This window comes from Bradyrhizobium sp. 190, assembly GCF_023073415.1.
In the GTDB taxonomy this organism is placed as follows: domain Bacteria; phylum Pseudomonadota; class Alphaproteobacteria; order Rhizobiales; family Xanthobacteraceae; genus Bradyrhizobium.
The window spans coordinates 50950-76549 of the sequence record NZ_JADPJL010000034.1; the positions used below are offsets into that span (position 1 = coordinate 50950).

Sequence of the window (25600 nt, forward strand, 5' to 3'; positions counted from 1 at the left end):
TTACGAGCGCTTGCCACGCTTCGCTTGTATTTGGCCCCATACCACACCGTTGCGGCGGGCCGGTCAACCACTGCCAAGCCTTCTGCGATGCGGGAAACCGTGCCATAGTTACTCAAAGCTCAGGTCACCCAAGGGAAGACAAACGCGATGCTCGCCCATCAGCCGCCACAGATCGCTCGCGCCAACGGCATCGATATCTGCTTTGAGATTTTCGGCGATCCGGCCGCGGAACCGCTGTTGCTGATCATGGGGCTCGGCGCCCAGATGATCCATTGGGATGACGATTTCTGCCGCCAGCTCGCCGCGCGCGGCTTTCGCGTCATCCGCTTCGACAATCGCGACATCGGCAAGTCCTCGCATATGTCTGGCGGCAAAAGGCTGACGCCGTTCGAACTCCTGAAGCTGCGGTTCCTGAAGATCCCGGTGGCGGCGCCCTACAGACTGATCGATATGGCCAAGGACACGGTCGGCCTGATGGACGTGCTCGGCATCAAGTCCGCGCATCTGGTCGGCGCCTCGATGGGCGGCATGATCGCGCAGGAAGTCGCGCTCTCGTTCCCGCAGCGGGTGCGTTCACTGACCTCGATCATGTCGACCACGGGTAATCCCAAAATACCGCCGCCGACGCGCGAGGCCGCCGCCATGCTGATGGCGCCGCCGCCCACCACCAAGGAAGAGTATTTTGCGCGCTTTGCCAAAACCTGGAAAGTGCTGCGCGTCGGCTCGTTCCCGGAAGACGAGGCGCTAGACCCCGCACGCGCTGCACGTACCTATGAGCGCGGCCTCAATCCGAACGGCGTCGGCCGCCAATTGCGCGCCGTGCTGGCCTCCGGCAGCCGCAAGGAGCGCCTGGGTCAGGTGAAGGTGCCGACGCTCGTCATTCACGGCACCGTCGATCCGCTGGTGCGCCCCGAAGGCGGCAAGGACACGGCGGCGTCAATTCCGGGCGCAAAGCTGCTGATGATCGAAGGCATGGGCCACGCGCTGCCGATCCCGATGTGGCCGCAGATCATCGGCGCGATCGACGAGCACGCCCATCGCGCGGCGGCGAAGGCGGCGTGAGCTCTTTCGTCGTTCCTGCGAACGCAGGAACCCATAACCACAGGGCGTCGTGAGTTAAGCAAGGCGTCAACCACTGCCCTTCATCAGCCGGGCCGCGGCGTATGGGTCCCTGCTTTCGCAGGGACGACGGCGAGAATTGACTTCAACGAGTCTCAATTCTTCGTCGCGATCCAGATCACGTGACGCGCACCGCCGCCCCTTCCGGTGGCGCGGACGTTGACCTCGTTGACGTCGAAGCCAGCGCCGCGAAGCCGCTTGGTGAACGGCGCATTGGGCCCGGAAGACCAGACCGCCAGCACGCCACCCGGCCGCAACGCCGTGCGCGCCGCATCCAATCCGGACGGACTATACAGCGCGTCATTGGCCTTGCGGGTCAGCCCCTCCGGGCCGTTGTCGACGTCGAGCAGAATGGCGTCGAATTTCAAACGGTGCGAGCGGATGATTTCGGTGACATCGGATTCGCGAATGCTCACGCGGGGATCGCTGAGGCTGTCGCCAAAAATTTCCGCCATCGGGCCGCGTGCCCAGGCGACGACCGAAGGCACCAGTTCGGCCACCACGATCTGCGCATTGTTTCCGAGCACGGCGAGCGCCGCGCGCAGGGTAAAGCCCATGCCCAATCCGCCGATGAGCACATGCGGCTTTGCGACCTTTTCGATCTTCTTCGCCGCAAGCGTCGCAAGTGCGGCTTCCGACCCCGAGAGGCGGCTGTTCATCAGCTCGTTAGTACCGAGCATGATGGAGAACTCCTTGCCGCGGCGCATCAGGCGGAGTTCATCGTCGGTGCCGGGAATGCGGGCGGTGTCGAGTTTTTCCCAGGGAATCATGCCAAGGCTTGTAGCATGATTGCGCGGCCATGAACCGTAGGGTGGGCAAAGCGACTTGTCCGCCGTAGCTCAACGAGCGAAGGCGGAAGCGTGCCCACCATTGCAAGCGGAATCGTGGTGAAAATGGTGGGCACGCTGCGCTTTGCCCACCCTACGAAGAACCTATCCACCCGCCCACACGTCCAGCACGTAACGGTTCTTCGTGCCTAGATCGTCGATCCAGCGCAGGCCGCCTTCGGCGCCAGCGCCGGACTTTTCGCGATAGATCGCAACCAGCGCGGCCTTGACGTCCGGCTCCATCTTGCTGCCGTCGCCGCAGACATAGACGATCGCACCCTGCTCGATCAGGCTCCACACGTGCTCCTTCTGCGCCGCCACCTGATGCTGCACATAGGTTTTCGGCCCGTCGGCGCGCGAGAACGCGGTGTGCAGTTCGGCAATGCCGTCGGCGGCGAAGGCCCTCAGCTCATCGGCGTAGAGAAAATCCTGTTCGGGATGCCGGCAACCGAAGAACAGTATCGCGGGGCCGAGCTTCGCACCTTGCGCCTTACGATGCGCGCGCTCCTGCAGGAAGCCGCGGAATGGCGCAAGTCCCGTGCCGGGGCCGATCATGATCACGGGTTGGGTCGGATCATCGGGCAGGCGGAAGCCGGCCTTGGTCTCGCGCACCGTGGCATGCACATTGTCGCCGACGCGGCGGCCGGAGAGATAGTTCGAGCACACGCCCTTGTAGACGCCGCGTCCCGAACTGGCGGGCGCTTCCACGACGCCGACGGTGACGCTGCAGCGCGCCGGATCACCCGACGGCGACGACGAGATCGAGTAGTAGCGCGGCGCCAGCAGCGACAGCATTTCCAGGTAAGCGTGGAACGGCAGTTCGCAGGCCGGATGTTCCTCCAGGAGATCGAATACGGATTTGCGCTTGTCCAGAACGTCCGAGCGGTAACGCTCCGTGGAAGCCTCGTCGTCGCCGACATAGGCGAGCAGCTTCGGCTTGGTGACGGGACAGCGCGTATGTTCCGTCATGATCTGGATCTGCTTGCGGGTCGCAATCTGCTGCAACTCCACGAACTCGGTCAGCAACCGCCCGACCGACACGGCATCGCCGACCGGCAATTGCGCGCGGCGGCCTTCGGCCACCTGCAGCCGGATCTGATCGGCAGGCAAGAAGCCGAAGCGGCGCGCGACGGAATCGACCAGCGCCGGATCGTTTCGCGGCACGACGCTGAGATGGTCGCCGACACGATAGGTGATGCCGGGCGGCAATTGCACCTCGATATGCCGCGTCGAGCGGTCGGAAGGATTGGCGCCGCTTTTGTTCTGCAGTTCGGAATTGACCAGCACCTTCATCGGCGCGACGCCGCCCTGCGTAACGAGCACGTTGACGGCGGACGGCGCCACTGGCTCAACCGAATACAGCGGCGCGTCGTCGGCGCTGCGGGCGAAGCTGGAATCGACGCCCAGTTCCTTCATCGCCGCGGGCGCGGCCTTCGCGAACCATTTCTCGAACTGGCCGTCGAGATCACTGCGGGCATCGCCCTCGCCGCGGGCATAGAGGCTGCGCGCGCCATGCGCAGCCAGCTGATCGTCGATCAAGCGCGGCACGGATTGATAGGTCGCCGCCCAGTCGCTGTTGCCGCAGCCGAACACGGCATAGCGCACCTTGGCGAGCGCATCCTTCGGCTGGCCGCTGTCCAGCCATTTGACGAACTGCGTCGCGTTATCAGGGGCGACGCCGTTGTAGGAAGCGCAGAAGATCAGCAGCCCACCCTGCTCCGGCAGCTTGCCGACATAATCGTCGAGCGCGCCGAGCTTGGTCGCAAAGCCGTTGACCTCGGCGAGGTCGGCCACCCGCGTCGCCAGCTCTTCCGCGGTGCCGAGGTTTGAGCCAAATAGCACCAATAGCGGCGTGTTGTGCCCGGGGCGGGCCCGCGCCTGCGGCGCCGCGGCGTTCGAGGCGGCCACGGCCACCGCTGCCCGGCCGGCGAAGGCGCCACGATCCTTGTCGACGCGCGGCCGCACCTTGATCTTGAAGCCGTCGGGCTTGATCGTCAGCGTTTCCTTCAAATGCATCTGGTAGCGATGCGTATCGATCAGTTTGAAGCGCTGCAGGATCATGCCGATCGCGAGCGCCGCCTCGTGCATCGCAAAGCCGCGGCCGATGCAGGCGCGCTGGCCATTGCCGAACGGCTTCCAGGCGTTGACCGGGCGCTTGGCCTCGGCCTCGCGGCTGAAATTTTCCGGATCGAACGCGTCCGGGTTCGGACCCCAGACGCTGGGATCGCGATGCAGCGCCATCACCAGCACCGTGACGAAAGTATTCTTCTTAAGCTTGTACTTGCCGCCGATCGTCTCGTCCTGAAGCGGCGCGATGCCATAGGCCGGCGCCGGCGGCCACAGCCGCAGCGCCTCCTTCAAAATCTGGGTGATGTAGGTGAGCTGCGTAACCTGCTGATAGGTCGGCCGCGCGTTGATATCGGGCCCGAGCACCCGATCGACTTCCTCATAGGCCTTCTTGAGCACTTCGGGATGCTTGAGCAGCGCATAGATCGTGCACGACAGAAGTCCGCTGGTGGTTTCGTGGCCCGCGATCAGGAACGTGTTGATCTGGTAGCGGATGTTGACATCGTCGAGCTGCTCGCCGGTGGCGCGGTCGACACCGGTCATCATCGCGCCGAGCATGTCCTTCTTGCCCTCGGCGGCCTCGGCGTTGCCGCGACGCTCGGCGACGATCTCGTCGACCATCTTGTTCATGAAGGCGACATCCAGCGCGAGGTCGCGGCGGCGCTTCTGCAGCCACAGGCCTTCCAGCGGAATGCCGCGCGTCATCATAATGGTCTCGAGCGAGCGCACCAGCGATTCCACGAACGGGTGATAGTCGCGGCGATAGAACGAATTGAAGCGGTAGTCGAAGCCGCAGAGGCCGATGGTGTCGAGCGTCAGCGCGGTCATGTCGTGGACGACGTCGATCTCCTCGTCGGCGTTGAGCCGCTCCCATTTCTTCACGAGCTGCTCGGCGATGTCGACCATGCTCGGATGGTAGGACTGCATCGCGCGGTTGCCGAACGGCTGCAGCAGGATGTTGTGCGCCTTGCTCCAGTTCGGCTCACTGGTATCGGCGGTGAACAGCCCGTCGCCGCCGACGGCGCGGACGCGGCGCAGCGAACCGCGTACCGCCTTGTCGAAGCGCTTCTCGTCGGAGAGTTCATCGATCAGATCGTGGCCGGAGACGATGACGAGCGGCGCGCCCATCATGTCCAGCCAGAAGATCGGCCCCAGTTCTTTGGTGAGCCGCACCAGATGCTGCACCGGCGCGTTCGGATCCAGCGACAGCATGTTGCCGACGACGGGCTTCTTCGGCGGATGCGGTATCGGATTCAGTTTGTTGCTGGACGCCATTGTCGAAGTGTCTCCTGCCTGCCTCAATCGTCATTGCGAGCGAAGCGAAGCAATCCATCGCTCAGTGGAAAGAAGGAATGGATTGCTTCGTCGCTTCGCTCCTCGCAATGACGATGCGTTAGCTTTCTATCCGAATCTTCGTTTACGCCATTCGATCAGCTTGGCGCTGACCTCGTCCGGCTTTTCCTGCTGCGTCCAATGGCCGCTGTCGCGCACGAGATACTTTTCCAGATCGGGGATGATCTTCTCCATGCCGTCGGCAGCCGATGGTGGCAGCACCGCGTCGTTCTCGGCCATGATCATCAGCGACGGCACGCGCACCGTATGGTCGAGGCCTTCCGAGCGCTGCCAGTTGCGCGAAAAGTTGCGGTACCAGTTGATGCCGCCGGTAAAGCCGGTTTTCGTGAAGGTATCGACGAACACCTTCTTTTCCTCCGCTGACAGGATCGGCGTGCGCGGATCGAATTTTGCGTCGTAGGCGGCGATCATCTGCGGAAAAGCCAGGTTGGTCTTGGCCGACGCGCCGACACCCGCGACAGACGGCGCGGCCGAAGCGCCGTCCTTGCGCGGCAACGGCTTGCGCATGAACGCGTCAAACGTCTGCTCGACGCGGCTGCCGAAGATCTTGTCGGGCTCGCGGGCGGGATCCTGAAACTGCACGATATACATGCTGTCGCCGAACCGCTTCCGGAACAGCTCGATCGGATCGGCCGGCAGGCGGTCGTAATGCGGCGTGTTGACGCCGATGACGCCGGCGACGCGGTCGATGTGGCGCAGCGGCATCTGCCAGACGATGAAGCCGCCCCAGTCGTGGCCAACGAAGATTGCCTTGTCGATCTTGAGGTGGTCGAGCAGCCCGACGAGGTCGCCGGTCAAATGCTCCATGTCGTAGGCCTCGACCGGCTCGGGCCGGTCGGTTGCGCCATAGCCGCGCTGATCCGGCGCGATGACCCGGATGCCGGCCTCGCTCAAGGCCTTGATCTGGTGACGCCAGGAGAACGCGATCTCCGGCCAGCCGTGGCACAGGATGACCGGCGGCGCGTCGGACTTCGGCCCCGCCTCGTAGTAGCCCATGCGAATACCGTTCACCTGGGCGAACTGCAGCGGCGGCATTTCAATCATCGCCCGACCCTATTCAGCCGCGCTGGTCATGCTCGGCGGCGGCGCGAACGCCGCCTCCAGCGCTTCAAATTCGACCGGCAGCATGTCGCACATCACCTGGACATGGGGGATGATGTTGGCGCCGGCGATGAAGCCGAAATCGAGCTGGTCGCGGTAGCTCTGCACGGTGATGTTGAGCGCGATCCCGTGGGTCGAGATCGACACCGGGAAGATGTGCAGCAGTTCCGCACCTGCTGCATAAAGCGTCTGCCGCGGCCCCGGCACGTTGGACACGGTTATGTTGGCGGACGGCGGCAACACGTTCGACAAGTCCGAGCGGCTGTAGAGCAGCGCCAGGATCTGCACCAGGATCGGGGCGCCGAGCATGGAGATATTGGAGACTTGCGGCATGAAAGCCCGCAGCGGATGCGACATCTCCTTGGACTTGGTCGATTGCGCGATGATCGCCTCCAGCCGCGCCTTCGGATCCTCGATATTGGTGGCGATCGAGCAGATCATGCCGAACACCTGGTTATTGGCCTCGGTGTTGCCCTCCTCGCGCAGCGAGATCGGCACCGCCGCAGTCATCGACTTGGCCGGCAGAGCGCCGCGCTCCAACAGATAGCGCCGGACCACGCCGGAGGACAGCGCCAGCACCACATCGTTGAGCTTGCCGCCGGACGCCTTGGCGACCGCCTTGGCCCGCGACAGCGAAATCGAGGTCCCGGCAAAGCTGCGCTCCGACGAAATCGCCTTGTTCAAAATCGTCGGCGGCGAAACCATGCTGGCGATGCTGTCGCGCGATTTCGGATCGGAGATCTTGCCGACCACGTCGGAGACGCTCTTGAGCATCGCGGGAATGCTGCCTGCGAACTTCACCGCGCTCTCGATCTGGAACATGGCATTGTCGAACAGGATCGATCCGAGATCGCTCTTGCCCGAACGCGGCAGATCGAGGGTCTTCGGTGTCGATGAGCCGTCGAAGGGCTGGCGCCAGAGCTGCTGGTAGGAATCGATCAGATTGGCGGCGATATCGCGCGGCTCGTTGCCGCCCTTGGCCTGCGGAATCGGTTGCTCGACCACGCGCGGCACCGGGGTGACGTCGTAGATCATGTTGGTCAGTGCCGCGCCGGCGCCGCCGTCGATGCAGGCGTGATGCATCTTGGAATAGAGCCCGATCTCGTTGTCCTTCATGCCCTCGAAGACATAGAACTCCCAGAGCGGCCGGGCGCGGTTGAGGAGCTTGGCATGCATCCAGCCGACGATGCGCTCGAGCGTGGCGCGGTCGTATGGCGCCGGAAGGCTGCCACGGAAAATGTGACGGTCGATGTCGAACTGGTCGTCCTCGATCCAGGAGGGATGATCGATGTCGAGCGGGGCCTTTTCCAGACGGGCTTTGAGGATCGGCGCGATGTGCAGCCGCGAGACAATCATCGCCTTGAAGTCCTCGAAGAAGTTGCCGTTGTAGTTCTCCGGCAGGCGGAAGATCGCCATGCTCCCGACATGCATCGGCATCTCAGGCGTTTCCAGATACAGAAACGACGCGTCCATCGAAGACAGTTTCTTGGCGTCCGCCATATTTTCCTCCCGCAGTAGAAAACGCGGCGCCTTGGTGGCGCTTCTGGCGTCTAGAATGTCTTTGTTATTGGAGCATATCCGAAAACCTCTCACCATCCTGCATCAATTGCCGGGCGGGACCTTTCGGGATCATGCCCTAAGCTCAGGGCGTTGGCTCAGGATTGTGCATTTTCAGGTGGGCCGTAGGCAATGGCAAATGGTCCTGATCGGTCAAAATGCTTAAATTCCCCCTCGGGCTGCGCCAGACGGTCAGCCACCGCCCATAGTGCTGCGGGATTGACGCCGAGCCCAATATGGCTGGCGAGATAGACCTCGATATTCTCGGCGGTTTTGGAGGGACGCAACAGGCTGGTGTGCCAGTTCACGATCCCGTCGGTGCGGGAATAGATCGAGGTCGCCGGCACCGGCAGGTCGCCGGCGATCGCTTGTCGGATTTCCGGATTGTCGTCGACGGTCTCTCCCGTCAGCGCCTCATAGAGCCGGGTGGCGTTGGTCGCGCGGATGTCGTTGGCAAACGGACTGCCGAGCGTAATCACGGAGCGCACCATGTCCGGCATCTGCAGGGCGAGATCGCGCGCATAGACGCCGCCGAGACTCCAGCCGACCAGGCTGACCTTGCGGCCGGTTGATTCATGAATGCGCCGCAGGAGGTCACGCAACGCGCCGCGCTTGGAAGCGACGCCGCCGAAATTGCGGCCCATGCTCCACGCATAGGTATCGTAGCCGAGTTCTTTCAGGTAGCGCCGCATCGGCGCCATCGACAGATCGCTGGCGAGAAAGCCCGGCAGCGCCAGCACCGGATGCCCGTCGCCCCTCGGCGCGCGCATCAGCAGTGGCGACAGCAACAGGCTCGAGTTCAGCTCGAACAAGGCCCTCGTTTCGGCCAGCATCAGGAACAGGCTCGGCGGCCGGAGTCTTTGCTCGTCCGTCCCTGCCCCCACCCCGCCCTCCGCGATGGCCACTTACTTCTTGTCCTTCTGACCCATGCCGCCGAGGCCGGCCATGGTCACGAACATGTCCTGGAACCGCTCGGCGATCTTGGGATCGAACGTGAACCAGCTCTGGATCAGCGATTCCGGAGAGACCTTATCGATATTGGCCATCACCTGTTGCTGCATCTTGTCCATCACGGCGGTCTGCATCGGCGAGACGTCGGGCAACCCGAAAAACTGCCTGGCCTCCAGCGGCGTGCAATCTATTTCGACGTTAACTTTCATGACCGCTCCTTTTGCTGGCTTGTGACAGTATCGACACGATGCCCTGCGTCGCGCAAGGACAAGACCCCGCCTCCAGCCCCGTCAATCGTCGGGTATGGTCAACCAAAACGTTCGGCGGCAAAAGGCCTGGCGTCGGCAAACGGGGTCTCGCCGGTCATCATTTCGGCCAGCAGCCGGCCGGTTGCGGGTCCGAGCGTCAGGCCGTGGTGCTGGTGGCCGAAATCGAACCATAGCCCGCTATGGCGGGGGGCCTTGCCGATGACCGGCAACATATCGGGCAGACAGGGCCGCGCGCCCATCCAGGGCATGGTGTCGGCCGGCTCGCCCAGCGGAAACAGTCGGTGCGCCCGCGGCAGGGCCCGCTCGACCTGGACCGGGGTCGGCGGCGCATCGCGGTGGGCAAACTCCGCACCGGTCGTCAGGCGAATACCGCGGTTCATCGGCGCCAGCAGGTAGCCGAGATCGGTGTCCAGCACGGGATGGTTCAAGACCGCGTTGCCGCGCGGCTTGACGTGCAAATGGTAACCACGCTTGACCTGAAGCGGGATCGAATAGCCGAGCGGCGCAAAAATCTGATCGGACCACGGCCCCATCGCCACCACGGCGTCGCGCGCCGTAATGGTGCCTTCCAGCGTCGCCACCCGCCACCGTCCCCCGGATTGTTCGAGCGTTCGTGCGTCACCGACAAGGTATCGCCCACCCTTGCGGCCGAACAGCGCCGAATAGGCTTTGGCCAGGCCGCCGGGATCCGGCACGAAGCCCGGCGCCGGAAAGTGGATTGCGCCGCTGAAATCGCCGGTCAGATGCGGCTCGCGCGCAATAATCGCCGCCGTGTCCAGGATCTCGCCCGCGACCCCATACTGCCTGGCACGCTCCAGCTCCCCGACGGCGCCCGCAAGCGTTGCCTCGGAACGAAACAGCTTGATCCAGCCGCTCCGCCGCAATAGCTCCGGCACATTGGCTTCCGCAATCAGCGCTTCATGCTCGATCAGGCTACGCTGGATCAGCGGCAATTCGGCCATCGCACTGTGCAGTGCACGCTGCGGCGACGAGGCGAGGAAATACCGTGTCAGCCACGGCAGGAAGGTCGGCAAATCCCTGAAATGGTAACGCACCTGCGGCGCGCGAAGGAACGCGTAGCGCAGGATCTGACCCAAATCCCGGGGAAACATATACGGAAAGACCGAGGCGCATTCGATCAGTCCGCCATTGCCATGACTGGTTTCCTCGCCGGCAACCTCATGCCGGTCGATCAGAACCACGTTCCTGCCGCGTTTCTGCAGGTGCAAGGCGGCGCTCACGCCGACCATGCCCGCCCCCAGAACGAGAACGTCGGCCTTCAGTTCCGCCATCGGCACTCCGAAAGTTCAATGTAACGTGCTTGCACGCACGTCTTATGGTGAAGTTAGTCAATACTGCACCGCCGCGCAAACCGGCACGCGGTGCGGGATAATGATGCTTGCGCGGCGGCTGGACTTTGGCAACATGGCTCGGCAATATCCGCCGCCAGGCGCGAAATGGATGATCAAAGCGGGGAAATCGAACAAATGTCGGTACGTCGAAGTTTGCTTGCAGCGGCCACGGCTTCAATCATCGCGCTCGCGATGGTCCCAGCATCGGCCCAGACCCTGCGCTACGCCAACCAGGGCGACCTCAAATCGCTCGACCCGTATACGCTGAACGAGAGCACCACCCACGCCCATCTCGGACATGTCTTCGAAGGCCTGGTGGCTCGCGACAGGGATTTGAAAATCATACCCGCTTTGGCGGAGAGCTGGGAAACGCCGGAGCCGACCCGCTGGCGGTTCCATTTGCGCAAGGGCGTAAAATTCCAGAACGGCGATCCATTCACCGCCGATGATGTGGTTTTCTCGGCGGATCGCGTTCGCAAAAAAGGCTCGAACCTGCAGACGCGCATTCCCACCGACGCCAAGGTCGTCAAGGTCGACGACTACACGGTGGACTTCGTCCTGACCTCGCCAAATCCCATTCTCAATTCGCAATGGGATACCTGGTACATCATGAGCAAGAAATGGGCCGAGGCAAACAATTCCATCGACCCGACGCCCGCGGCGGCAACGACACCGAGCTTTGCCTCGCTCAACGCCAACGGCACCGGCGCCTTCTCGATCGAAAGCCATCAGCCCGGCGTCAAGACCGTGTTCAAGGCCAACCCGAACTGGTGGCGCAAGCCCGAACATAATCTGAAAGAAATCGTCTTCACGCCGATCGGCTCGGACGCCACGCGCGTGGCCGCCCTGCTCTCGGGCGAAGTCGACGTCATCGAGCCGGTTCCGATCCAGGATATTTCGCGGGTGGATTCCACCCCGAACGCCCAGGTGTTGAAGGGACCCGAACTTCGCACCATCTTCCTCGGCATGGATCAGGTGCGCGACGAGTTGCTCTATTCCAACGTCAAGGGCAAGAACCCGTTCAAGGACGTCAAGGTGCGTGAGGCCTTCTTCAAGGCCGTCGACATCGAACTGATCAAGACCCGCGTCATGCGCGGCCTGTCGACGCCCTCGCCGCTGATGATCGCGCCGCAACTGTTCAAGCTCTCCGGTGACTTCACGCGGCCGAAGTTAGATGCCGACGGCGCCAAGAAGCTTTTGACCGAAGCCGGTTATCCCGATGGCTTCGAAGTCACGATGGACTGCCCGAACGACCGCTACGTCAACGACGCTGCGATCTGTCAGGCCGTGGTCGGCATGCTGGCCCGCATCGGCGTCAAGGTGACGCTGCTGGCCCAGCCCAAGGCGCAGTATTTCGCCAAGGTGTTGAAGCCCGGCGGCTACCAGACCTCATTCTATCTGCTCGGCTGGACTCCTGGCACGCTCGACTCCCACAACGTCCTGTTCGACATCATGGGATGCCGTGACGATCCGAAGTCGAGCCGCGGCGAGGGCAATCTCGGTGGCTACTGCAACAAGAAGCTCGACGAGCTCACCGACAAGGTGCTGCAGGAATCCGACATGGCCAAGCGCGATCTCCTGATCAAGCAAGCGTACGAAATCGGCGCCAAGGACTTTGGATATATCCCGCTGCATCAGCAGGCGCTGGCGTGGGGCGTATCGAAAAAGGTCAAGCTGAGCCAGCGGGCCGACAATCAGGTCCTGCTGTACTGGGCGACCAAACAGGACTAGCCAGGCGTCAACACAGGTCCCGGCGGCTTAACGGCTTCCGGGACTTTTCTTTTCGAGGCGACAGCGACGTCCGCCGCCGCATCCAAAGAGCAGTGAAAGGAATCCATGCTCGCTTTCACTCTTCGCCGCGCTATCCAGGCCATCGGCGTCATGATCGCGGTCGGCGTCATCGCGTTCTCGATGTTCCGCTTCGCCGGCGACCCCGTCAACCAGATCGTCTCATTGGATACGCCGGCCGCTGAACGCGAGGCGGTGCGCAAGTCCCTCGGCCTCGACGATCCCGTCCCGGTTCAGTTCGCCCGCTACTTCGTCAACGCCGCGCAATTCAAGTTCGGAGTCTCCTATCAATTCCGCCAGCCGGTTTCGAACCTGTTGATGGAGCGGATGCCGGCGACGCTGGAACTGGCCGCCTGCGCCACCGTTTTCGCCATGGTGTTCGGCATCCTGATGGGAGTCTATTCGGCGCTGCGGCGTGACACCATTCTCACAAAATTCTTCCAGGCGGTGTCGCTGATCGGAATCTCGCTGCCGACGTTCCTGATCGGCATTCTCCTGATCTATCTGTTCTCGGTGACGCTGGGCTGGCTGCCTTCATTCGGCCGTGGCGATGTGGTGCGGATCGGATGGTGGACCACCGGCCTGCTCACCCTTTCCGGCCTCAAGGCGCTGATCATGCCCTCGATCACGCTCGGCCTGTTTCAGATGACTCTGATCATGCGGCTCGTGCGCGCTGAAATGCTCGAAGTGCTCCGCACCGATTACATCCGATTCGCCCGCGCCCGTGGACTGACCACGCGCGCGATCCATTTCGGCCATGCGCTGAAGAACACGCTGGTTCCCGTCATTACCGTGGCCGGGCTGCAGTTTGGCTCGGTAATTGCATTTGCCATCATCACCGAAACCGTCTTCCAGTGGCCGGGTATGGGATTGTTGTTCGTGCAGGCCGTCCAGAATGTCGATATCCCGATCATGGCGGCTTACCTGCTGATGGTGTCGCTGATCTTCGTCACCATCAACCTGATAGTCGACATCCTCTACACCGTCGTCGATCCGCGCCTGCGCTCGACCATCAGCCGTCCGGCCTAAACGAGACGCCCAATGTCCGACGCCGTCGTCCCACACCGAGTAGAGCCCAGCGCGCCGCGAGCGCGTGCCGGCACGGGCTGGATCAAGCGCGCGCTCGACAGCGATATCTTCTATTCGTTCCGCCGCTCCCGAATGACCATGGTGGCGGCCGCCGTCACCGTCCTGTTCTTCCTGCTGGCGCTGTTTGCATCGCAGCTCGCGGTGCAGAACCCGTTCGATCCGGCGCAACTTCAGTTGATGAATTCGCGTATTTCGCCGCTGTGGACCGCCGACGGCCAGAGCCCGTTCCTGCTCGGCACCGACGAACAGGGCCGCGACGTGTTTTCCGCCATTCTCTACGGCTTGCGGATTTCGCTCGTGGTCGGCGTGCTCGGCGTCATCTTTGCCGGCGCGCTCGGCATCACGCTTGGCCTGATCGCGGGTTATGTCGGCGGCGCGGTCGACGGGTTGATCATGCGCATCGCCGACGTGCAGCTCACCTTCCCCGCCATCCTGATCGCGCTGTTGGTCAACGGCGTCGCCAAGTCCGTGTTCGGCAACCGGCTCGATGCCATGAGTACGCTGGCGGTGCTGGTGGTCGCGATCGGCCTCAGTTTCTGGGTGCAGTATGCCCGCACCGTGCGCGGCTCCGTCATGGTCGAGAAGAACAAGGACTATGTCGCGGCTGCGCAATTGATCGGCCTTCCCGCGCCCAAGATCATTTTCCGGCACGTGCTGCCGAATACGATGGGACCTATCCTCGTGATCGCAACCATCAACCTCGCGCTCGCCGTCATTACCGAGGCGACGCTGTCGTTCCTCGGCGCCGGCATGCCCGACACCATGCCCTCGCTCGGCACCCTGATCCGGATCGGCAACAACTATTTGTTCGCCGGTGAATGGTGGATCGTGGCCTTTCCCGGCATTGCGCTGGCGGGACTGATCCTCTCCATCAACCTGCTCGGCGACTGGCTGCGCGACGCGCTCAATCCAAAGCTCCGATGACCATTCCCGTTCTCTCCGTGCGTAACCTCGAGGTGGAATTCCTCACCCGCCGCAGTGCGCTGCGCGCGATCAATGGCGTCTCCTTCGATATCGCCAAGGGCGAAGTGCTCGGCGTGGTCGGCGAGTCCGGCGCCGGCAAATCAGTCACCGGCCTCGCCGTCATCGGGCTGATCGACCCGCCCGGCCGCATCGCCGGCGGCGAGATCTATCTGTCGGGGACACGGATCGACCATCTGCCGCCGGAAGAAATCCGCCGCATCCGGGGCAAGCGGATTGGCATGATCTTCCAGGATCCGCTGACCAGCCTCAATCCGCTCTACCGGATCGGCGACCAGATCGTGGAGACGATCCGGACCCACATGAATCTTTCGGAGACCGCGGCGCGCAAGCGCGCCATCGATCTGCTGGCCGAGGTCGGAATCCCCGCGCCGGAAAAACGCATCGACGCCTATCCGCATGAATTCTCCGGTGGCATGCGCCAGCGCGTCGTGATCGCGCTGGCGATCTGCGCCGAACCGGAACTGATCATCGCCGATGAGCCGACCACCGCGCTCGACGTCTCCGTACAGGCGCAGATCATTTCGCTGATCAAGCGCCTGGGGCGCGATCACGGCACGGCGGTGATGCTAGTCACCCACGACATGGGCGTGATCGCGGAGACTTCCGACCGCGTGGCGGTGATGTATTCGGGGCGGATCGCCGAGATCGGCCCGGTACAGGACGTGGTGCAGAACCCGCTGCATCCCTACGCCAAGGGACTGATGGGCGCGATCCCGACGCTCGCCGGCGAAGACAAGCGCTTGGTGCAGATTCCGGGCTCGATGCCGCGGCTGTCGGCGATCCCGCCGGGCTGCTCGTTCAATCCGCGCTGTGCCTTTGCGTTCGATCGTTGCCGCGTCGATCGGCCGGAACCGCTCAAGCACGGCTCGCACGCCGTGGCCTGCCATCTCTTCGATACCGCGCCAAACGAAACCGTGAAGGAGACCGCGGCATGACGGCCTCCCTTGTCGATGTGAGAAATTTGCGTCGCGTGTTCGACGTCTCAAAACCGTGGCTCAACCGCGTGCTGGAAGGTGGCCATCTGGAATTCCTGAAAGCCGTCGACGGCGTGACCTTCGACATCAGGAAGGGTGAAACATTCGCGCTCGTCGGCGAGTCAGGCTCAGGCAAGACTACCGTGGCGCGGATGGTGGTGGGACTGCTGCCGCCGAGTTCGGGCGAGGTCGTGATCGACGGCGTGTCGATGACGAATGCGAGGCAGGCCCAGGCGCGACAGCGGCTGCGGCGCCGCATCCAGATGATCTTCCAGGATCCCTATGCGAGCCTCAATCCGCGTTTCAGGGTCGATGCCATCGTCTCCGAACCGATCCGGGCCTTCGACCTGATCCAGGGCGAGCGCGACATCCGTATGCGCGTCGGTGAATTATTGAGCGTCGTCGGCCTGCATGCCGATGACGGCCTGAAATATCCGCATGAATTCTCCGGCGGCCAGCGCCAGCGTATCGCGATTGCGCGCGCGCTGGCCTCGGAGGCCGAATTCATCGTCTGCGATGAGCCGACCTCGGCGCTGGACGTCTCCGTGCAGGCGCAGATCCTCAATTTGATGCGCGACCTTCAGGACAAGTTTGGGCTGACCTACCTCTTGATCAGCCATAACCTCGCCGTGGTCCGCCACATGGCGACCAGGATCGGCGTGATGTATCTCGGCCGCATCGTTGAGATTGCCGAAGGCCGCGAATTGTTCGCCAATCCCCGGATGCCCTACACCAAGATGCTGCTGGGCGCGGTTCCCGATCTCGCGATGTCCGGCCGCCAGCGGATTCCGGTCAAGGGCGAAATCCCCAATCCGATCCATCCGCCGCCCGGCTGCGCCTTCAATCCGCGCTGCCCGCTGGCGTTCGATCTCTGCCGGAAGGAAGCGCCCGTCCTGATCGACGGCGTCGCCTGCCATGCCGTCAACCATCCGGTTGAGACCGCAGCCTTGGTATGATCACGGGAATGGGTGCAATGCGTGGCATCCCAGCGGTTGGCATCCAGCCGCGCCTGTGGTCAAGTGTTTCAGCACCACGATACCAGCACCGCATCGGACTCTCATGAGCAACATCAATCCCGATCCGTTCACCACCCGGCCGGAAATCGAAGGCACCTTTGGTGTCGTGACCTCGACGCACTGGATCGCGACCGCCGTCGGCATGGGTATCCTGGAAAAAGGCGGCAACGCCTTCGACGCCGGCGTGGCCACCGCCTTCACGCTGCAGGTAGTCGAGCCGCATCTGAACGGTCCCGGCGGCGATGTGCCCATCATCGTCCACGACACCCAACGCGGCCGCACCGAGGTAATCTGCGGCCAGGGTCCCGCGCCGGCGAAGGCGACCATTGCACACTACAAGAGCGAAGGCCTGGAAATGGTGCCCGGCACCGGACTCTTGGCCGCCTGCGTACCCGGCACGTTCGAATCCTGGATGCTGCTGCTTCGCGACTACGGCACGATGCGGCTGCGCGACGTGCTGGAGCCCGCGATTGCCTACGCCCGCGACGGCTATCCGCTGGTCGAGCGAGCGGCGGCGACGATTCAGATCGTCGAGAAATTGTTCAGGAAGCACTGGACGACATCGGCCGCCGTCTACCTGCCGAACAACGAAGTGCCCAGGCCCGGCACGCTCTTCACCAACAAGCAGCTCTCGGAAACCTACGCCCGCATTCTCAAGGAGGCCGAAAGCGCCGGCTCCGACCGCGTCGCGCAGATCGAGCGTGCGCGAAAATCCTGGTCACAGGGGTTTGTGGCGGAAGCGATCGACAAGTTCTGCCGCACGCAGGACGTGATGGACGTCTCCGGCTCACCGCACCGCGGCGTGCTTTCGGCCGACGACATGGCGCGCTGGCAGCCGACCGTCGAGGCGCCGCTGACCTACGACTACGGCCGCTACACCGTTTGCAAGCCCGGCGTCTGGAGCCAGGGTCCTGTCATGCTGCAGCAGCTTGCGCTGCTGAAGGGCTTTGAGCTCGACGGGCTCGATCCCGCCGGCCCCGAATTCATTCATCTGCAGATCGAATGCGCCAAACTCGCCTTCGCCGATCGCGAGAAATTTTATGGCGACCCTGACTTCACCGACATCCCGATCGCGACCCTGCTGTCGGACGCCTATAACGACGAGCGCCGCAAGCTGATTTCCAAGGACAAGGCTTCGCTCGATTTCTTGCCCGGCTCGGTCGAGGGCTTCGGCTCGGTGGTAAAGCTGCGCCGCGCCGAGGGCCATCGCGAGGCGGTCGGCGCCATGGGCGCAGGCGAGCCGACCGTCGGCCGCTTCGGCGAGGTGCGCGGCGACACCGTGCATTTCGACATCATCGACCAGGCCGGCAACATGGTTTCGGCGACGCCGTCCGGTGGCTGGCTGCAATCCTCGCCGGTCATTCCGGAACTCGGCTTCTGCCTCGGCAGCCGCGCGCAGATGTTCTGGCTGGAGGAAGATCACCCTGCGGCGCTGGCGCCGGGCAAGCGCCCCCGCACCACGCTCTCGCCGACCATGTGCTATCGCGATGGCGAGCCGTACATGGCCTGGGGGTCGCCGGGCGGCGACCAGCAGGATCAATGGACCACGCAATTCTTCCTGCGCCATGTCCACGCCAAACTGAACCTGCAGGAAGCGATCGACGCGCCGGCATGGCATTCCGAACACTTCCCGATATCGTTCTGGCCGCGCACCGCGCGTCCCGGCGTGCTCGTGGTCGAGAACCGCGTGCCGAAGGCGACCGCCGATGCGTTGAAGAACCGCGGCCATGTCGTCGAAATCGGCCCCGACTGGTCGGAAGGCCGCCTCACCGCAGCCTCGAGGGTTGGCCGTCGCCGCCGCGCCGCCGCCAATCCCAGGGGCATGCAAGGCTACGCGGCGGGACGATAGTTAGAGAAGAGACAAGATGACCTGGTCGATCATCGCCCGCGATCCCTCAACCGGCCAAATCGGCATCGCCGTCGCGACCAGGTTTTTCGCCGTCGGCGCACGCGTGCCGCATGTCGCACCCGGCATCGGCGGCGTCGCGACGCAAGCGCTGGTCAATCCGTATTACGGCATCGATGGGGTGAAGCTGTTGCGCGAAGGGCGCGAGCCGCGCGAGGTGGTGGACACGCTGATCGCCGCGGACGGCGGCCGTCAGGCCCGACAGCTTCATGTCATGGATATCAAGGGCCGGATCGCCGCGCATACCGGCACCGAATGCGTCGACTGGTGCGGACATATTCAGGGCGACAGCTTTTCCCTCGCCGGCAACATGCTGGCGGGCGCGGCCGTGCTCGACGACACCGCAAAAGCCTATGCCGCCAATGCCAGCCTGCCCTTTGCGCAGCGGCTGATCGCGGCCATGAAAGCCGGCGAAGCCGCGGGCGGCGACAAGCGCGGCAAGCAATCTGCGGCCCTACTGATCCAGGGCGACGAGGAATGGTCCGATCTCGACCTGCGCGTCGACGATCACACCGATCCGCTCGCCGAACTCGATCGGCTGGAACAGGTCAGCCGCGAGCGCTGGGTGTATTTCCGCCCCTTCCTACCGACGCGGAAGAATCCGGCCGGCGTTACCGACCGGGCGGTCATCGATGCAACGATTGAAGCCGCGACGGCGGGCAAGGCATGACGGCGAGCCCGCTGATCGAAATCGAGGGCCTGCGCGTCGTCTTCCACGGTGACGACGGCCGCACCACGCACGCGGTGGACAGCGTCGATCTCAGCGTTGCCAATGGCGCGACGCTCGGCCTCGTTGGCGAATCCGGCTGCGGCAAGAGCGTGACCTCGCTCGCGATCATGGGGCTGTTGTCAAAGCATTCCGCCGAGGTCTCCGGCTCGATCCGCTTCGACGGTTTTGATCTGCTCGATGTCCCTGACGATACGCTGCGCGACCTGCGCGGCAACCGGCTCGCGATGATCTTCCAGGAGCCGATGACCTCGCTCAACCCGAGCTTTACCATCGGCGACCAGATCATCGAAACCATACTGCGCCATCGCGGCGGCTCGCGGCGGCAGGCGCGCGAGCGCGCCATCGAACTGTTGCGCCGCGTCCACATTCCCTCACCCGACAAGCGGATCGATGAATATCCGCACAAGCTTTCCGGCGGCATGCGCCAGCGCGTGATGATCGCGATGGCGCTGGCCTGCGACCCGCGCCTTTTGATCGCTGACGAGCCGACCACCGCGCTCGACGTCACCCTGCAGGCGCAGATCCTCGATCTGATGCGGGAACTGAAGGCTGCCAGCGGCGCCGCGATCATTCTGATCACCCATGATCTCGGCGTGGTCGCCGAGGTCTGCGACGAGGTCGCGGTGATGTATGCCGGCGAAATCGTCGAGCGCGCGCCGGTCGACGAACTCTTTGCCAATCCCCAGCATCCCTACACCGTCGGCCTGCTCGGCTCGATCCCGCGGCTCGGCCGCCGCGCCGCGCATCTGGCAACGATCGAGGGCATGGTCCCGAACATGGCGAACCCGCCATCCGGCTGCCGCTTCGCCGCGCGCTGTCCGTTTGTCGTCGAGACATGCATCGCCGCGCCACCGCCGCTGGCGATCGTCAGTCCCGACCACGCCTCGCGCTGCATCCGGGCGCCGCTGGAGCGGCTGGTATCATGACCGCGCTTCTCGAAGTCGAAGGCCTGGTGAAACATTTCGTTGCCGCGCGTTCGGTATTCGGAACGCCCACCGCCTATGTCAAAGCGGTCGATGGCGTCAGCTTCACCGTCGAGGCTGGCAAGACGCTGGCGCTGGTCGGCGAATCCGGCTGCGGCAAATCCACCGTGAGCCGGCTGGTGCTGCGGCTGATCGAACCCGATGCCGGAACCGTGCGCTTCGAAGGCCGCGACCTCGGCTCGCTTGACGCCAACAAGTTGCGCGCCTTCCGCCGCGACGCGCAGATCATTTTCCAGGACCCTTATGCGTCGCTCAACCCGCGCATGACCGTCAGCCAGATCCTCACTGAGCCGCTGGCGCTGCACGATCTGGTACCGTCACCACGCCGGCGTGAGCGGGTTGAAGAACTGTTGCGGCTGGTCGGACTCGAACCGCGCTTTGCCCGCCGCTATCCGCATGAATTTTCCGGCGGCCAGCGCCAGCGCATCGCGATTGCGCGGGCACTGGCGGTGGAGCCGAAACTCATCATCTGCGATGAGCCGGTATCGGCGCTCGACGTCTCGATCCGCTCGCAAATCCTCAACTTGCTGCGCGACCTGCAGGACCGGCTTGGCCTCGCCTACATCTTCGTCAGCCACGATCTCGCGGTCGTAAAACACATCGCCGACCGCGTCGCCGTGATGAATCTCGGCGGTATCGTCGAGACCGCGGCCGCCGACGCGCTGTTCGCCGCCCCCCGGCATCCCTATAGCCGCGCGCTGCTGTCGGCCATTCCGGTGCCCAAGCCGCAGGCCAAACGCAGCCGCATCGTGCTGGAGGGCGAGATGCCGAGCGCGCTCAACCCGCCGTCCGGCTGCCGCTTCCATACCCGCTGCCCCTATGTCATCGCGCGCTGCCGCACTGAAATTCCGCTGCTGCTCGCCGACGGCACGGGACACGCCACCGCCTGTCACCGTATTGCGGAATTGCCGGCGCCTGAGAATATCGTTCCCGCCGATGGCGGCTTTTCGCCGGTGCTGGAAAAATTGGTCGCCGCCTTCAGCGGTGGCACGGAAGGTGCAAGCCGCGCCGGGGTTGATATATCAGGGACACGGCCAACAGCGTAATCGTGGATAAGGGGATGGCAGCATGAAAATCTTTCGTTTGGCAGTCACCGCGGCGGCGCTGCTGCTGTCGCTTCCGGCCACCGTTCAGGCCCAGACGACGCTTCGCATCGGGCTCGCCGAGGATCCTGACATCCTCGACCCGACCATGGCCCGCACCTATGTGGGCCGCATCGTGTTCGCGTCGTTCTGCGACAAGCTGTTCGACATTGACGAGAAGCTCAACATCGTGCCGCAGCTCGCTCTAAGCCACGAGACCTCGGCCGACGGCAAGGAAGTCACCATCAAGCTCAGGCCCGGCGTCAAGTTTCACGACGGCGAGCCCCTCAACGCGGAAGCCGCAAAGTTTTCGCTGGAGCGCCATCTGACATTTCCGGGCTCGTTTCGAAAACCGGAACTGGCGGCGGTCGATCACATCGATGTCGTCGATCCCCTCACCATCAAGCTGATATTGAAGGCCCCCTACTCGCCGCTGGTCGCGCAGCTCACCGATCGCGCCGGGATGATGGTGTCGCCCAAGGCGGCAAAAGAGGCCGGCGACAAGTTCGGGCTGCGCCCGGTTTGCGCCGGTCCCTACAAATTCGTCGAGCGCGTGCAGCAGGACCGCATGGTGTTCGAAAAATTCGCCGACTACTGGAACAAGGATAACATCCACATCGACCGCATCGTCTATCTGCCGCTGGTGGATGCGACGGTGCGCCTTGCCAACCTGAAATCCGGCGGCCTCGACCTGATCGAACGCGTGCTTGCGACGGACCTCAAGGAGGTGCAGTCGGATCCGAAACTCAAACTGTCCAGCGCAATCGAGCTCGGCTATCAGGGCGTGACGCTGAACGTCGGCAAGGACAAGGCCAAGGGGCCGCTCAGCCAGTCCGCAAAGGTGCGGCAGGCACTCGACCTCTCGCTCGACCGCGACGCGATCAGCCAGGTGGTGTCCAACGGCGAGTTCAAACCCGGAAACCAGTGGGTCAATCCCGATCATCCCTATTACCAGAAGGCGTTTCCGGTGCCGAAGCGCGACGTGGCCAAGGCCAAGGCGTTGTTGAAGGAAGCCGGCGTCACGCCGCCGATCAGCGTCGACTTCATGGTTTCGAAAGGCGCGGAAACCGAAGCGGCATCCCAGGTGATCCAGTCGATGGCGGCCGAGGCCGGTTTCGACATGAAGCTCAGGGTCACCGAGTTCGCAACGTCGCTGAAACAGGCCGAAGCCGGAGAATACCAGGCTTATCTGCTGGCCTGGAGCGGGCGGATCGATCCGGACGGTAACTCCTACGTCTTCCAGAAGACCGACGCGCCGCAGAACTACAGCGCCTGGTCAAACAAGGAAGCCGACAAGGCACTCGATGACGGCCGCCTTGTGACGGATCCGGCGCAGCGCAAGGCGATCTATGAAAAGTTGGCGAAGGTCGTGCTCGAAGAGAAGCCGCTGCTCTACATCTATCACCGCCGCATCCTGATCGCGCATACCACCAAGCTCGAAGGCTACAAGCAGATGCCGGACGGGCTGGTGCGCGTGGTCGGGCTGAAGCTGAAGTGAGCAGCGTTCTCTCGCTCTCATGTCCCGGATGCATTGCAGCGCGTAAGCGGTGCAATGCTAAGCCGGGATCCGATTGGTCCAATACCCTCCATCCCTCTCGCATGGGTCCCGGTTCTGCAGCGCAGCGTTGCACGCTGCCCTGCGCCCGGGACACGATTGAACGATGCTGAACTTCCTCGTACGGCGCGTCGTCCAGCTCATCCCGACGCTGTTCTTCGTCTCGATCCTGATCTTCTCGCTGCAGCAATTGCTGCCGGGCGATCCGGCGCTTGTCATGGCGGGTGAGGAACGCGACCCTGATGTCATCGCGCAGATCCGCCAGCAATACCGGCTCGATCAGCCGGTGCCGGTGCAATATGTCTACTGGGTCAAGGGAGTGCTGTCGGGCGATTTCGGCGAGTCGCTGCGCAACAAGGTATCGGTGCGCGAGTTGATTGCGCAGAAACTGCCGGTGACGATGCAACTGGCGTCGATGGCCATCGTCATTGCCTTTCTGGTCGGTATCCCCGCGGGAATCATATCGGCGGTCAAGAAAGGCACGGCCTGGGATTATGGCGCGAATTTCTTCGCGCTGTGGGGAATCTCGACACCCAACTTCTGGCTCGGCATCATGCTGATCTTCCTGTTCTCCATCAAGCTCGGCTGGCTGCCGGCATCGGGCTATGTGCCGCTGACCGAGAACTGGCGCGCCAGCATCGCCTCCACCATCATGCCGGCTTTCGTGCTGGGCAATGCGATCGCCGCCATCCTGATGCGGCATACCCGCAGCGCCATGCTGCAGGTGCTGGAAAGCGATTACGTCCGCACCGCCCGCGCCAAGGGCCTTTCAGAACGCTCCGTGATTCTCAAGCACGCCATGCGCAACGCGTTGACGCCAATCATTACGCTAGGCGCGCTCGAACTGGGCACGCTGCTGTCGGGCGCGGTGCTGACCGAACAGATTTTCTCGATTCCGGGCTTTGGCAAGCTGATCGTCGATGCCGTGTTCAACCGCGACTACGCGGTCGTGCAGGGCGTCGTGCTGACGACGGCGACGATCTACATCACGCTCAATCTCATCGCCGACATTGCCTATGTCCTCGTCAATCCACGGCTGAGGACGTAGGCCATGGCCGACACCACGCTCAGCGCGTTACCGATTGCCGTCTCCGACGAACTGGAGAGCCCGGCGCGCCGCGCGTTGCGGCGCCTGTTCAAGCGCAAGGGCGCGGTAGCGGGCCTTGTCGTGATCGCAACTTTCGTCCTGCTCGCGCTGTTTGCGCCGCTGATCTCGCCTTATGAGCCGATCGCGACGAGCTGGTCGCTGGTGCGCAAGCCGCCTTCCGCGCTGCACTGGTTCGGGACCGACGAGCTCGGCCGCGACATTCTTGCCCGCGTGATCTACGGCGCGCGGGCGTCGCTGCTGGCCGGCGCGATCTCGGTCGGGATCGCGCTTTCGATCGGCGTGCCGCTCGGCCTCTTGTCGGGTTATCGCGGCGGCTTCATCGACGCCCTGATCAGCCGCATGACGGACGCGATGCTGGCCTGCCCGTTCCTGATTCTCGCGATTGCGCTGGCGGCGTTTCTCGGGCCGAGCCTCGGCAATGCGATGATCGCGATCGGCATATCAGCGACGCCGATCTTCGTGCGGCTCACGCGAGGCCAGGTGATGAGCGTCAAGGTCGAGGACTATGTCGAGGCCGCGCGCGCCATGGGCAATCCGCGCTGGCGTATCGCGCTGTTTCACATCCTGCCCAACATCATGCCGGCGCTTCTGGTGCAAGCGACGCTGTCGATCGCCGCCGCGATCATTGCGGAAGCCGCGCTGTCCTTCCTCGGCCTCGGCCAGCAGCCACCCGCGCCGTCCTGGGGCAGCATGCTCAACGCTGCGCAACGCTTCCTCACCAACGCGCCCTGGATGGCGGTCTGGCCGGGGCTCGCGATCTTCCTCGTGGTGCTGTCGTTCAATCTGGTCGGCGACGGCCTGCGCGATGCGCTGGATCCAAGGGAGAGGTAGGCGCAGAGAACCGTCATTGCGAGCGCAGCGAGGCAATCCATGGCGCGGCAAAGGAAAGATGGATTGCTTCGTCGCTACGCTCCCTTGCGCAAACGCTTCGCGTTTGTCGCAGGCAATGACGAAGAAGGCTAATTCCTTCGGGCAGTCGCTAAATCACCACCTCCCGCAGCACCCGACGGCAATCCATCTCATATTCGAGATCGATCACGGGCGGCCGTGCGAAATGCCAGGTCAATCCCGACCGCGCGACGCCGCGGCGAACCATGGCTTCGGCAAGGACGGGATGGAAATCGTGCACGGTGTAGGTCTGCGTCGCCGTCGCATCGTTCCAGCCAAAACCGAATGCGCCCATGCGCTGTTCCATCACGCCGACGACGTAACGAACCTTTTCCGCAATGCCCTCGGGGCTGAGGTCGCGGTAGCGCACCGTACGCTCCGCATAGCTGGCGTTTCCTTCCTGCGACTCGCCGCTGCCCGCGATCACGAAACTCGACGCCGTGCTCTGGCTCGGCCGCGTAAACGAGAAGGCGTAGAATGACGGTTCGGTCGGCGGATCGATCTCCGGACAGACATTGCTGCGCGCGACCGGATTGGTCTTGCCGTCATAGATGCCCCACTCCGCCAGCGTCTTGACGTAGTGCAGGTTGAAATTGCGGAATCCTTCGTCGGTGAAGGCTGCCGGCGAACGCAGCTCGCAGGCGCAGAACGATGTCAGCGGCCTGCCCGCTGCCTGAATGTACTTTGCGATTTGTGCAAATCCCTCGGCCAGCGGCAGCCATTTGTCGAAACGCACCCGTTCGATTTCATGACCCGGGTTGGCCGCCACACCGCCTGAATACTGAAATACGGCCGGGATGAAGCGGTAGTTGCCGGCGGGAAAGTCGCTCGTCATGTTGGCTCCCTGTTTTTCTTCTTTCCTAGCATGCAGAACCGGTGGCGTCTCCGGCTGTCGACACGA

The 25600-nt window shown here is 63.5% G+C and carries 21 protein-coding genes; 13 read left to right on the forward strand and 8 right to left on the reverse strand.

Annotation, left to right across the window (positions count from 1 at the left end; translation table 11 throughout):
* Positions 1–147: 147 nt before the first annotated feature.
* Positions 148–1062, forward strand: coding sequence for an alpha/beta fold hydrolase (locus tag IVB22_RS20350; RefSeq protein WP_247519065.1), 915 nt, complete (start codon positions 148–150; stop codon positions 1060–1062).
* Positions 1063–1214: 152 nt separating this feature from the next.
* On the opposite strand, the gene IVB22_RS20355 is transcribed toward IVB22_RS20350, so the two are convergent.
* The 7 genes from IVB22_RS20355 to IVB22_RS20385 all read right to left on the reverse strand — a co-directional run bounded on the left by IVB22_RS20355 (position 1215) and on the right by IVB22_RS20385 (position 10536).
* The gene (locus IVB22_RS20355; protein WP_247519066.1) at positions 1215–1889 is read right to left on the reverse strand and encodes a spermidine synthase; all 675 of its coding nucleotides are present in this window, start codon (positions 1887–1889) and stop codon (positions 1215–1217) included.
* 162 nt (positions 1890–2051) lie between these two features.
* Positions 2052–5288 (reverse strand): bifunctional cytochrome P450/NADPH--P450 reductase, encoded by a 3237-nt coding sequence (locus IVB22_RS20360; RefSeq protein WP_247519067.1) that lies wholly within the window; start codon positions 5286–5288, stop codon positions 2052–2054.
* Between the two features lie 126 nt (positions 5289–5414).
* Entirely contained in the window at positions 5415–6410 is a 996-nt protein-coding gene (locus IVB22_RS20365; RefSeq protein WP_247519068.1) for an alpha/beta fold hydrolase, read from the reverse strand.
* A gap of 9 nt (positions 6411–6419) precedes the next feature.
* Positions 6420–7967, reverse strand: a complete 1548-nt coding sequence (locus tag IVB22_RS20370) for a wax ester/triacylglycerol synthase family O-acyltransferase (RefSeq protein WP_247519069.1) — start codon at positions 7965–7967, stop codon at positions 6420–6422.
* Positions 7968–8122: 155 nt separating this feature from the next.
* A complete protein-coding gene (locus tag IVB22_RS20375; protein WP_247519104.1) occupies positions 8123–8857 on the reverse strand; it encodes a triacylglycerol lipase in 735 nt (244 codons plus the stop codon).
* 72 nt (positions 8858–8929) lie between these two features.
* On the reverse strand, positions 8930–9184 hold the full coding sequence (locus tag IVB22_RS20380) for a DUF6489 family protein (protein WP_247519070.1): 255 nt from the start codon (positions 9182–9184) through the stop codon (positions 8930–8932).
* Between the two features lie 98 nt (positions 9185–9282).
* Positions 9283–10536, reverse strand: a complete 1254-nt coding sequence (locus tag IVB22_RS20385; protein ID WP_247519071.1) for an FAD-binding oxidoreductase — start codon at positions 10534–10536, stop codon at positions 9283–9285.
* Positions 10537–10731: 195 nt separating this feature from the next.
* Here IVB22_RS20385 and IVB22_RS20390 point away from each other — a divergent pair, with 195 nt between their 5' ends.
* From IVB22_RS20390 to IVB22_RS20445, 12 genes are all read left to right on the forward strand, one after another.
* Complete coding sequence (locus IVB22_RS20390) at positions 10732–12327, forward strand: ABC transporter substrate-binding protein (protein ID WP_247519072.1); 1596 nt, start codon at positions 10732–10734, stop codon at positions 12325–12327.
* Between the two features lie 105 nt (positions 12328–12432).
* On the forward strand, positions 12433–13413 hold the full coding sequence (locus tag IVB22_RS20395; protein WP_247519073.1) for an ABC transporter permease: 981 nt from the start codon (positions 12433–12435) through the stop codon (positions 13411–13413).
* Positions 13414–13425: 12 nt separating this feature from the next.
* Positions 13426–14397: an ABC transporter permease gene (locus IVB22_RS20400; RefSeq protein ID WP_247519074.1), complete on the forward strand. Its 972-nt coding sequence runs from the start codon at positions 13426–13428 to the stop codon at positions 14395–14397.
* The gene (locus tag IVB22_RS20405; protein WP_247519075.1) at positions 14394–15392 is read left to right on the forward strand and encodes an ABC transporter ATP-binding protein; all 999 of its coding nucleotides are present in this window, start codon (positions 14394–14396) and stop codon (positions 15390–15392) included. The genes IVB22_RS20400 and IVB22_RS20405 overlap by 4 nt, the downstream gene beginning before the upstream one ends.
* On the forward strand, positions 15389–16387 hold the full coding sequence (locus IVB22_RS20410) for an ABC transporter ATP-binding protein (protein WP_247519076.1): 999 nt from the start codon (positions 15389–15391) through the stop codon (positions 16385–16387). The genes IVB22_RS20405 and IVB22_RS20410 overlap by 4 nt, the downstream gene beginning before the upstream one ends.
* A 103-nt stretch (positions 16388–16490) precedes the next feature.
* A complete protein-coding gene (locus IVB22_RS20415) occupies positions 16491–18296 on the forward strand; it encodes a gamma-glutamyltransferase family protein (RefSeq protein ID WP_247519077.1) in 1806 nt (601 codons plus the stop codon).
* A gap of 16 nt (positions 18297–18312) precedes the next feature.
* Positions 18313–19023 (forward strand): DUF1028 domain-containing protein, encoded by a 711-nt coding sequence (locus tag IVB22_RS20420; RefSeq protein WP_247519078.1) that lies wholly within the window; start codon positions 18313–18315, stop codon positions 19021–19023.
* On the forward strand, positions 19020–20009 hold the full coding sequence (locus IVB22_RS20425) for an ABC transporter ATP-binding protein (RefSeq protein WP_247519079.1): 990 nt from the start codon (positions 19020–19022) through the stop codon (positions 20007–20009). Before IVB22_RS20420 ends, IVB22_RS20425 begins: the two co-directional genes overlap by 4 nt.
* On the forward strand, positions 20006–21112 hold the full coding sequence (locus IVB22_RS20430; RefSeq protein ID WP_247519080.1) for an ABC transporter ATP-binding protein: 1107 nt from the start codon (positions 20006–20008) through the stop codon (positions 21110–21112). Before IVB22_RS20425 ends, IVB22_RS20430 begins: the two co-directional genes overlap by 4 nt.
* A gap of 22 nt (positions 21113–21134) precedes the next feature.
* A complete protein-coding gene (locus IVB22_RS20435; RefSeq protein WP_247519081.1) occupies positions 21135–22646 on the forward strand; it encodes an ABC transporter substrate-binding protein in 1512 nt (503 codons plus the stop codon).
* Between the two features lie 163 nt (positions 22647–22809).
* Positions 22810–23751, forward strand: a complete 942-nt coding sequence (locus tag IVB22_RS20440) for an ABC transporter permease (RefSeq protein ID WP_247519082.1) — start codon at positions 22810–22812, stop codon at positions 23749–23751.
* A gap of 3 nt (positions 23752–23754) precedes the next feature.
* The gene (locus tag IVB22_RS20445) at positions 23755–24642 is read left to right on the forward strand and encodes an ABC transporter permease (RefSeq protein WP_247519083.1); all 888 of its coding nucleotides are present in this window, start codon (positions 23755–23757) and stop codon (positions 24640–24642) included.
* A 148-nt stretch (positions 24643–24790) separates the two neighbouring features.
* On the opposite strand, the gene IVB22_RS20450 is transcribed toward IVB22_RS20445, so the two are convergent.
* Positions 24791–25534, reverse strand: a complete 744-nt coding sequence (locus IVB22_RS20450) for a hypothetical protein (protein WP_247519084.1) — start codon at positions 25532–25534, stop codon at positions 24791–24793.
* Between the last annotated feature and the right edge of the window lie 66 nt (positions 25535–25600).

Bases quoted from the DNA above. Each gene is read 5' to 3' on its own strand.
- IVB22_RS20395 (WP_247519073.1), top strand. From the start codon at position 12,433: ATGCTCGCTTTCACTCTTCGCCGCGCTATCCAGGCCATCGGCGTCATG.
- IVB22_RS20410 (WP_247519076.1), top strand. From the start codon at position 15,389: ATGACGGCCTCCCTTGTCGATGTGAGAAATTTGCGTCGCGTGTTCGAC.
- IVB22_RS20365 (WP_247519068.1), bottom strand. From the start codon at position 6,410: ATGATTGAAATGCCGCCGCTGCAGTTCGCCCAGGTGAACGGTATTCGC.
- IVB22_RS20350 (WP_247519065.1), top strand. From the start codon at position 148: ATGCTCGCCCATCAGCCGCCACAGATCGCTCGCGCCAACGGCATCGAT.
- IVB22_RS20445 (WP_247519083.1), top strand. From the start codon at position 23,755: ATGGCCGACACCACGCTCAGCGCGTTACCGATTGCCGTCTCCGACGAA.
- IVB22_RS20375 (WP_247519104.1), bottom strand. From the start codon at position 8,857: ATGCTGGCCGAAACGAGGGCCTTGTTCGAGCTGAACTCGAGCCTGTTG.
- IVB22_RS20435 (WP_247519081.1), top strand. From the start codon at position 21,135: ATGAAAATCTTTCGTTTGGCAGTCACCGCGGCGGCGCTGCTGCTGTCG.
- IVB22_RS20420 (WP_247519078.1), top strand. From the start codon at position 18,313: ATGACCTGGTCGATCATCGCCCGCGATCCCTCAACCGGCCAAATCGGC.
- IVB22_RS20380 (WP_247519070.1), bottom strand. From the start codon at position 9,184: ATGAAAGTTAACGTCGAAATAGATTGCACGCCGCTGGAGGCCAGGCAG.
- IVB22_RS20425 (WP_247519079.1), top strand. From the start codon at position 19,020: ATGACGGCGAGCCCGCTGATCGAAATCGAGGGCCTGCGCGTCGTCTTC.
- IVB22_RS20405 (WP_247519075.1), top strand. From the start codon at position 14,394: ATGACCATTCCCGTTCTCTCCGTGCGTAACCTCGAGGTGGAATTCCTC.
- IVB22_RS20440 (WP_247519082.1), top strand. From the start codon at position 22,810: ATGCTGAACTTCCTCGTACGGCGCGTCGTCCAGCTCATCCCGACGCTG.
- IVB22_RS20370 (WP_247519069.1), bottom strand. From the start codon at position 7,967: ATGGCGGACGCCAAGAAACTGTCTTCGATGGACGCGTCGTTTCTGTAT.
- IVB22_RS20415 (WP_247519077.1), top strand. From the start codon at position 16,491: ATGAGCAACATCAATCCCGATCCGTTCACCACCCGGCCGGAAATCGAA.
- IVB22_RS20385 (WP_247519071.1), bottom strand. From the start codon at position 10,536: ATGGCGGAACTGAAGGCCGACGTTCTCGTTCTGGGGGCGGGCATGGTC.
- IVB22_RS20360 (WP_247519067.1), bottom strand. From the start codon at position 5,288: ATGGCGTCCAGCAACAAACTGAATCCGATACCGCATCCGCCGAAGAAG.
- IVB22_RS20390 (WP_247519072.1), top strand. From the start codon at position 10,732: ATGTCGGTACGTCGAAGTTTGCTTGCAGCGGCCACGGCTTCAATCATC.
- IVB22_RS20400 (WP_247519074.1), top strand. From the start codon at position 13,426: ATGTCCGACGCCGTCGTCCCACACCGAGTAGAGCCCAGCGCGCCGCGA.
- IVB22_RS20430 (WP_247519080.1), top strand. From the start codon at position 20,006: ATGACCGCGCTTCTCGAAGTCGAAGGCCTGGTGAAACATTTCGTTGCC.
- IVB22_RS20450 (WP_247519084.1), bottom strand. From the start codon at position 25,534: ATGACGAGCGACTTTCCCGCCGGCAACTACCGCTTCATCCCGGCCGTA.
- IVB22_RS20355 (WP_247519066.1), bottom strand. From the start codon at position 1,889: ATGATTCCCTGGGAAAAACTCGACACCGCCCGCATTCCCGGCACCGAC.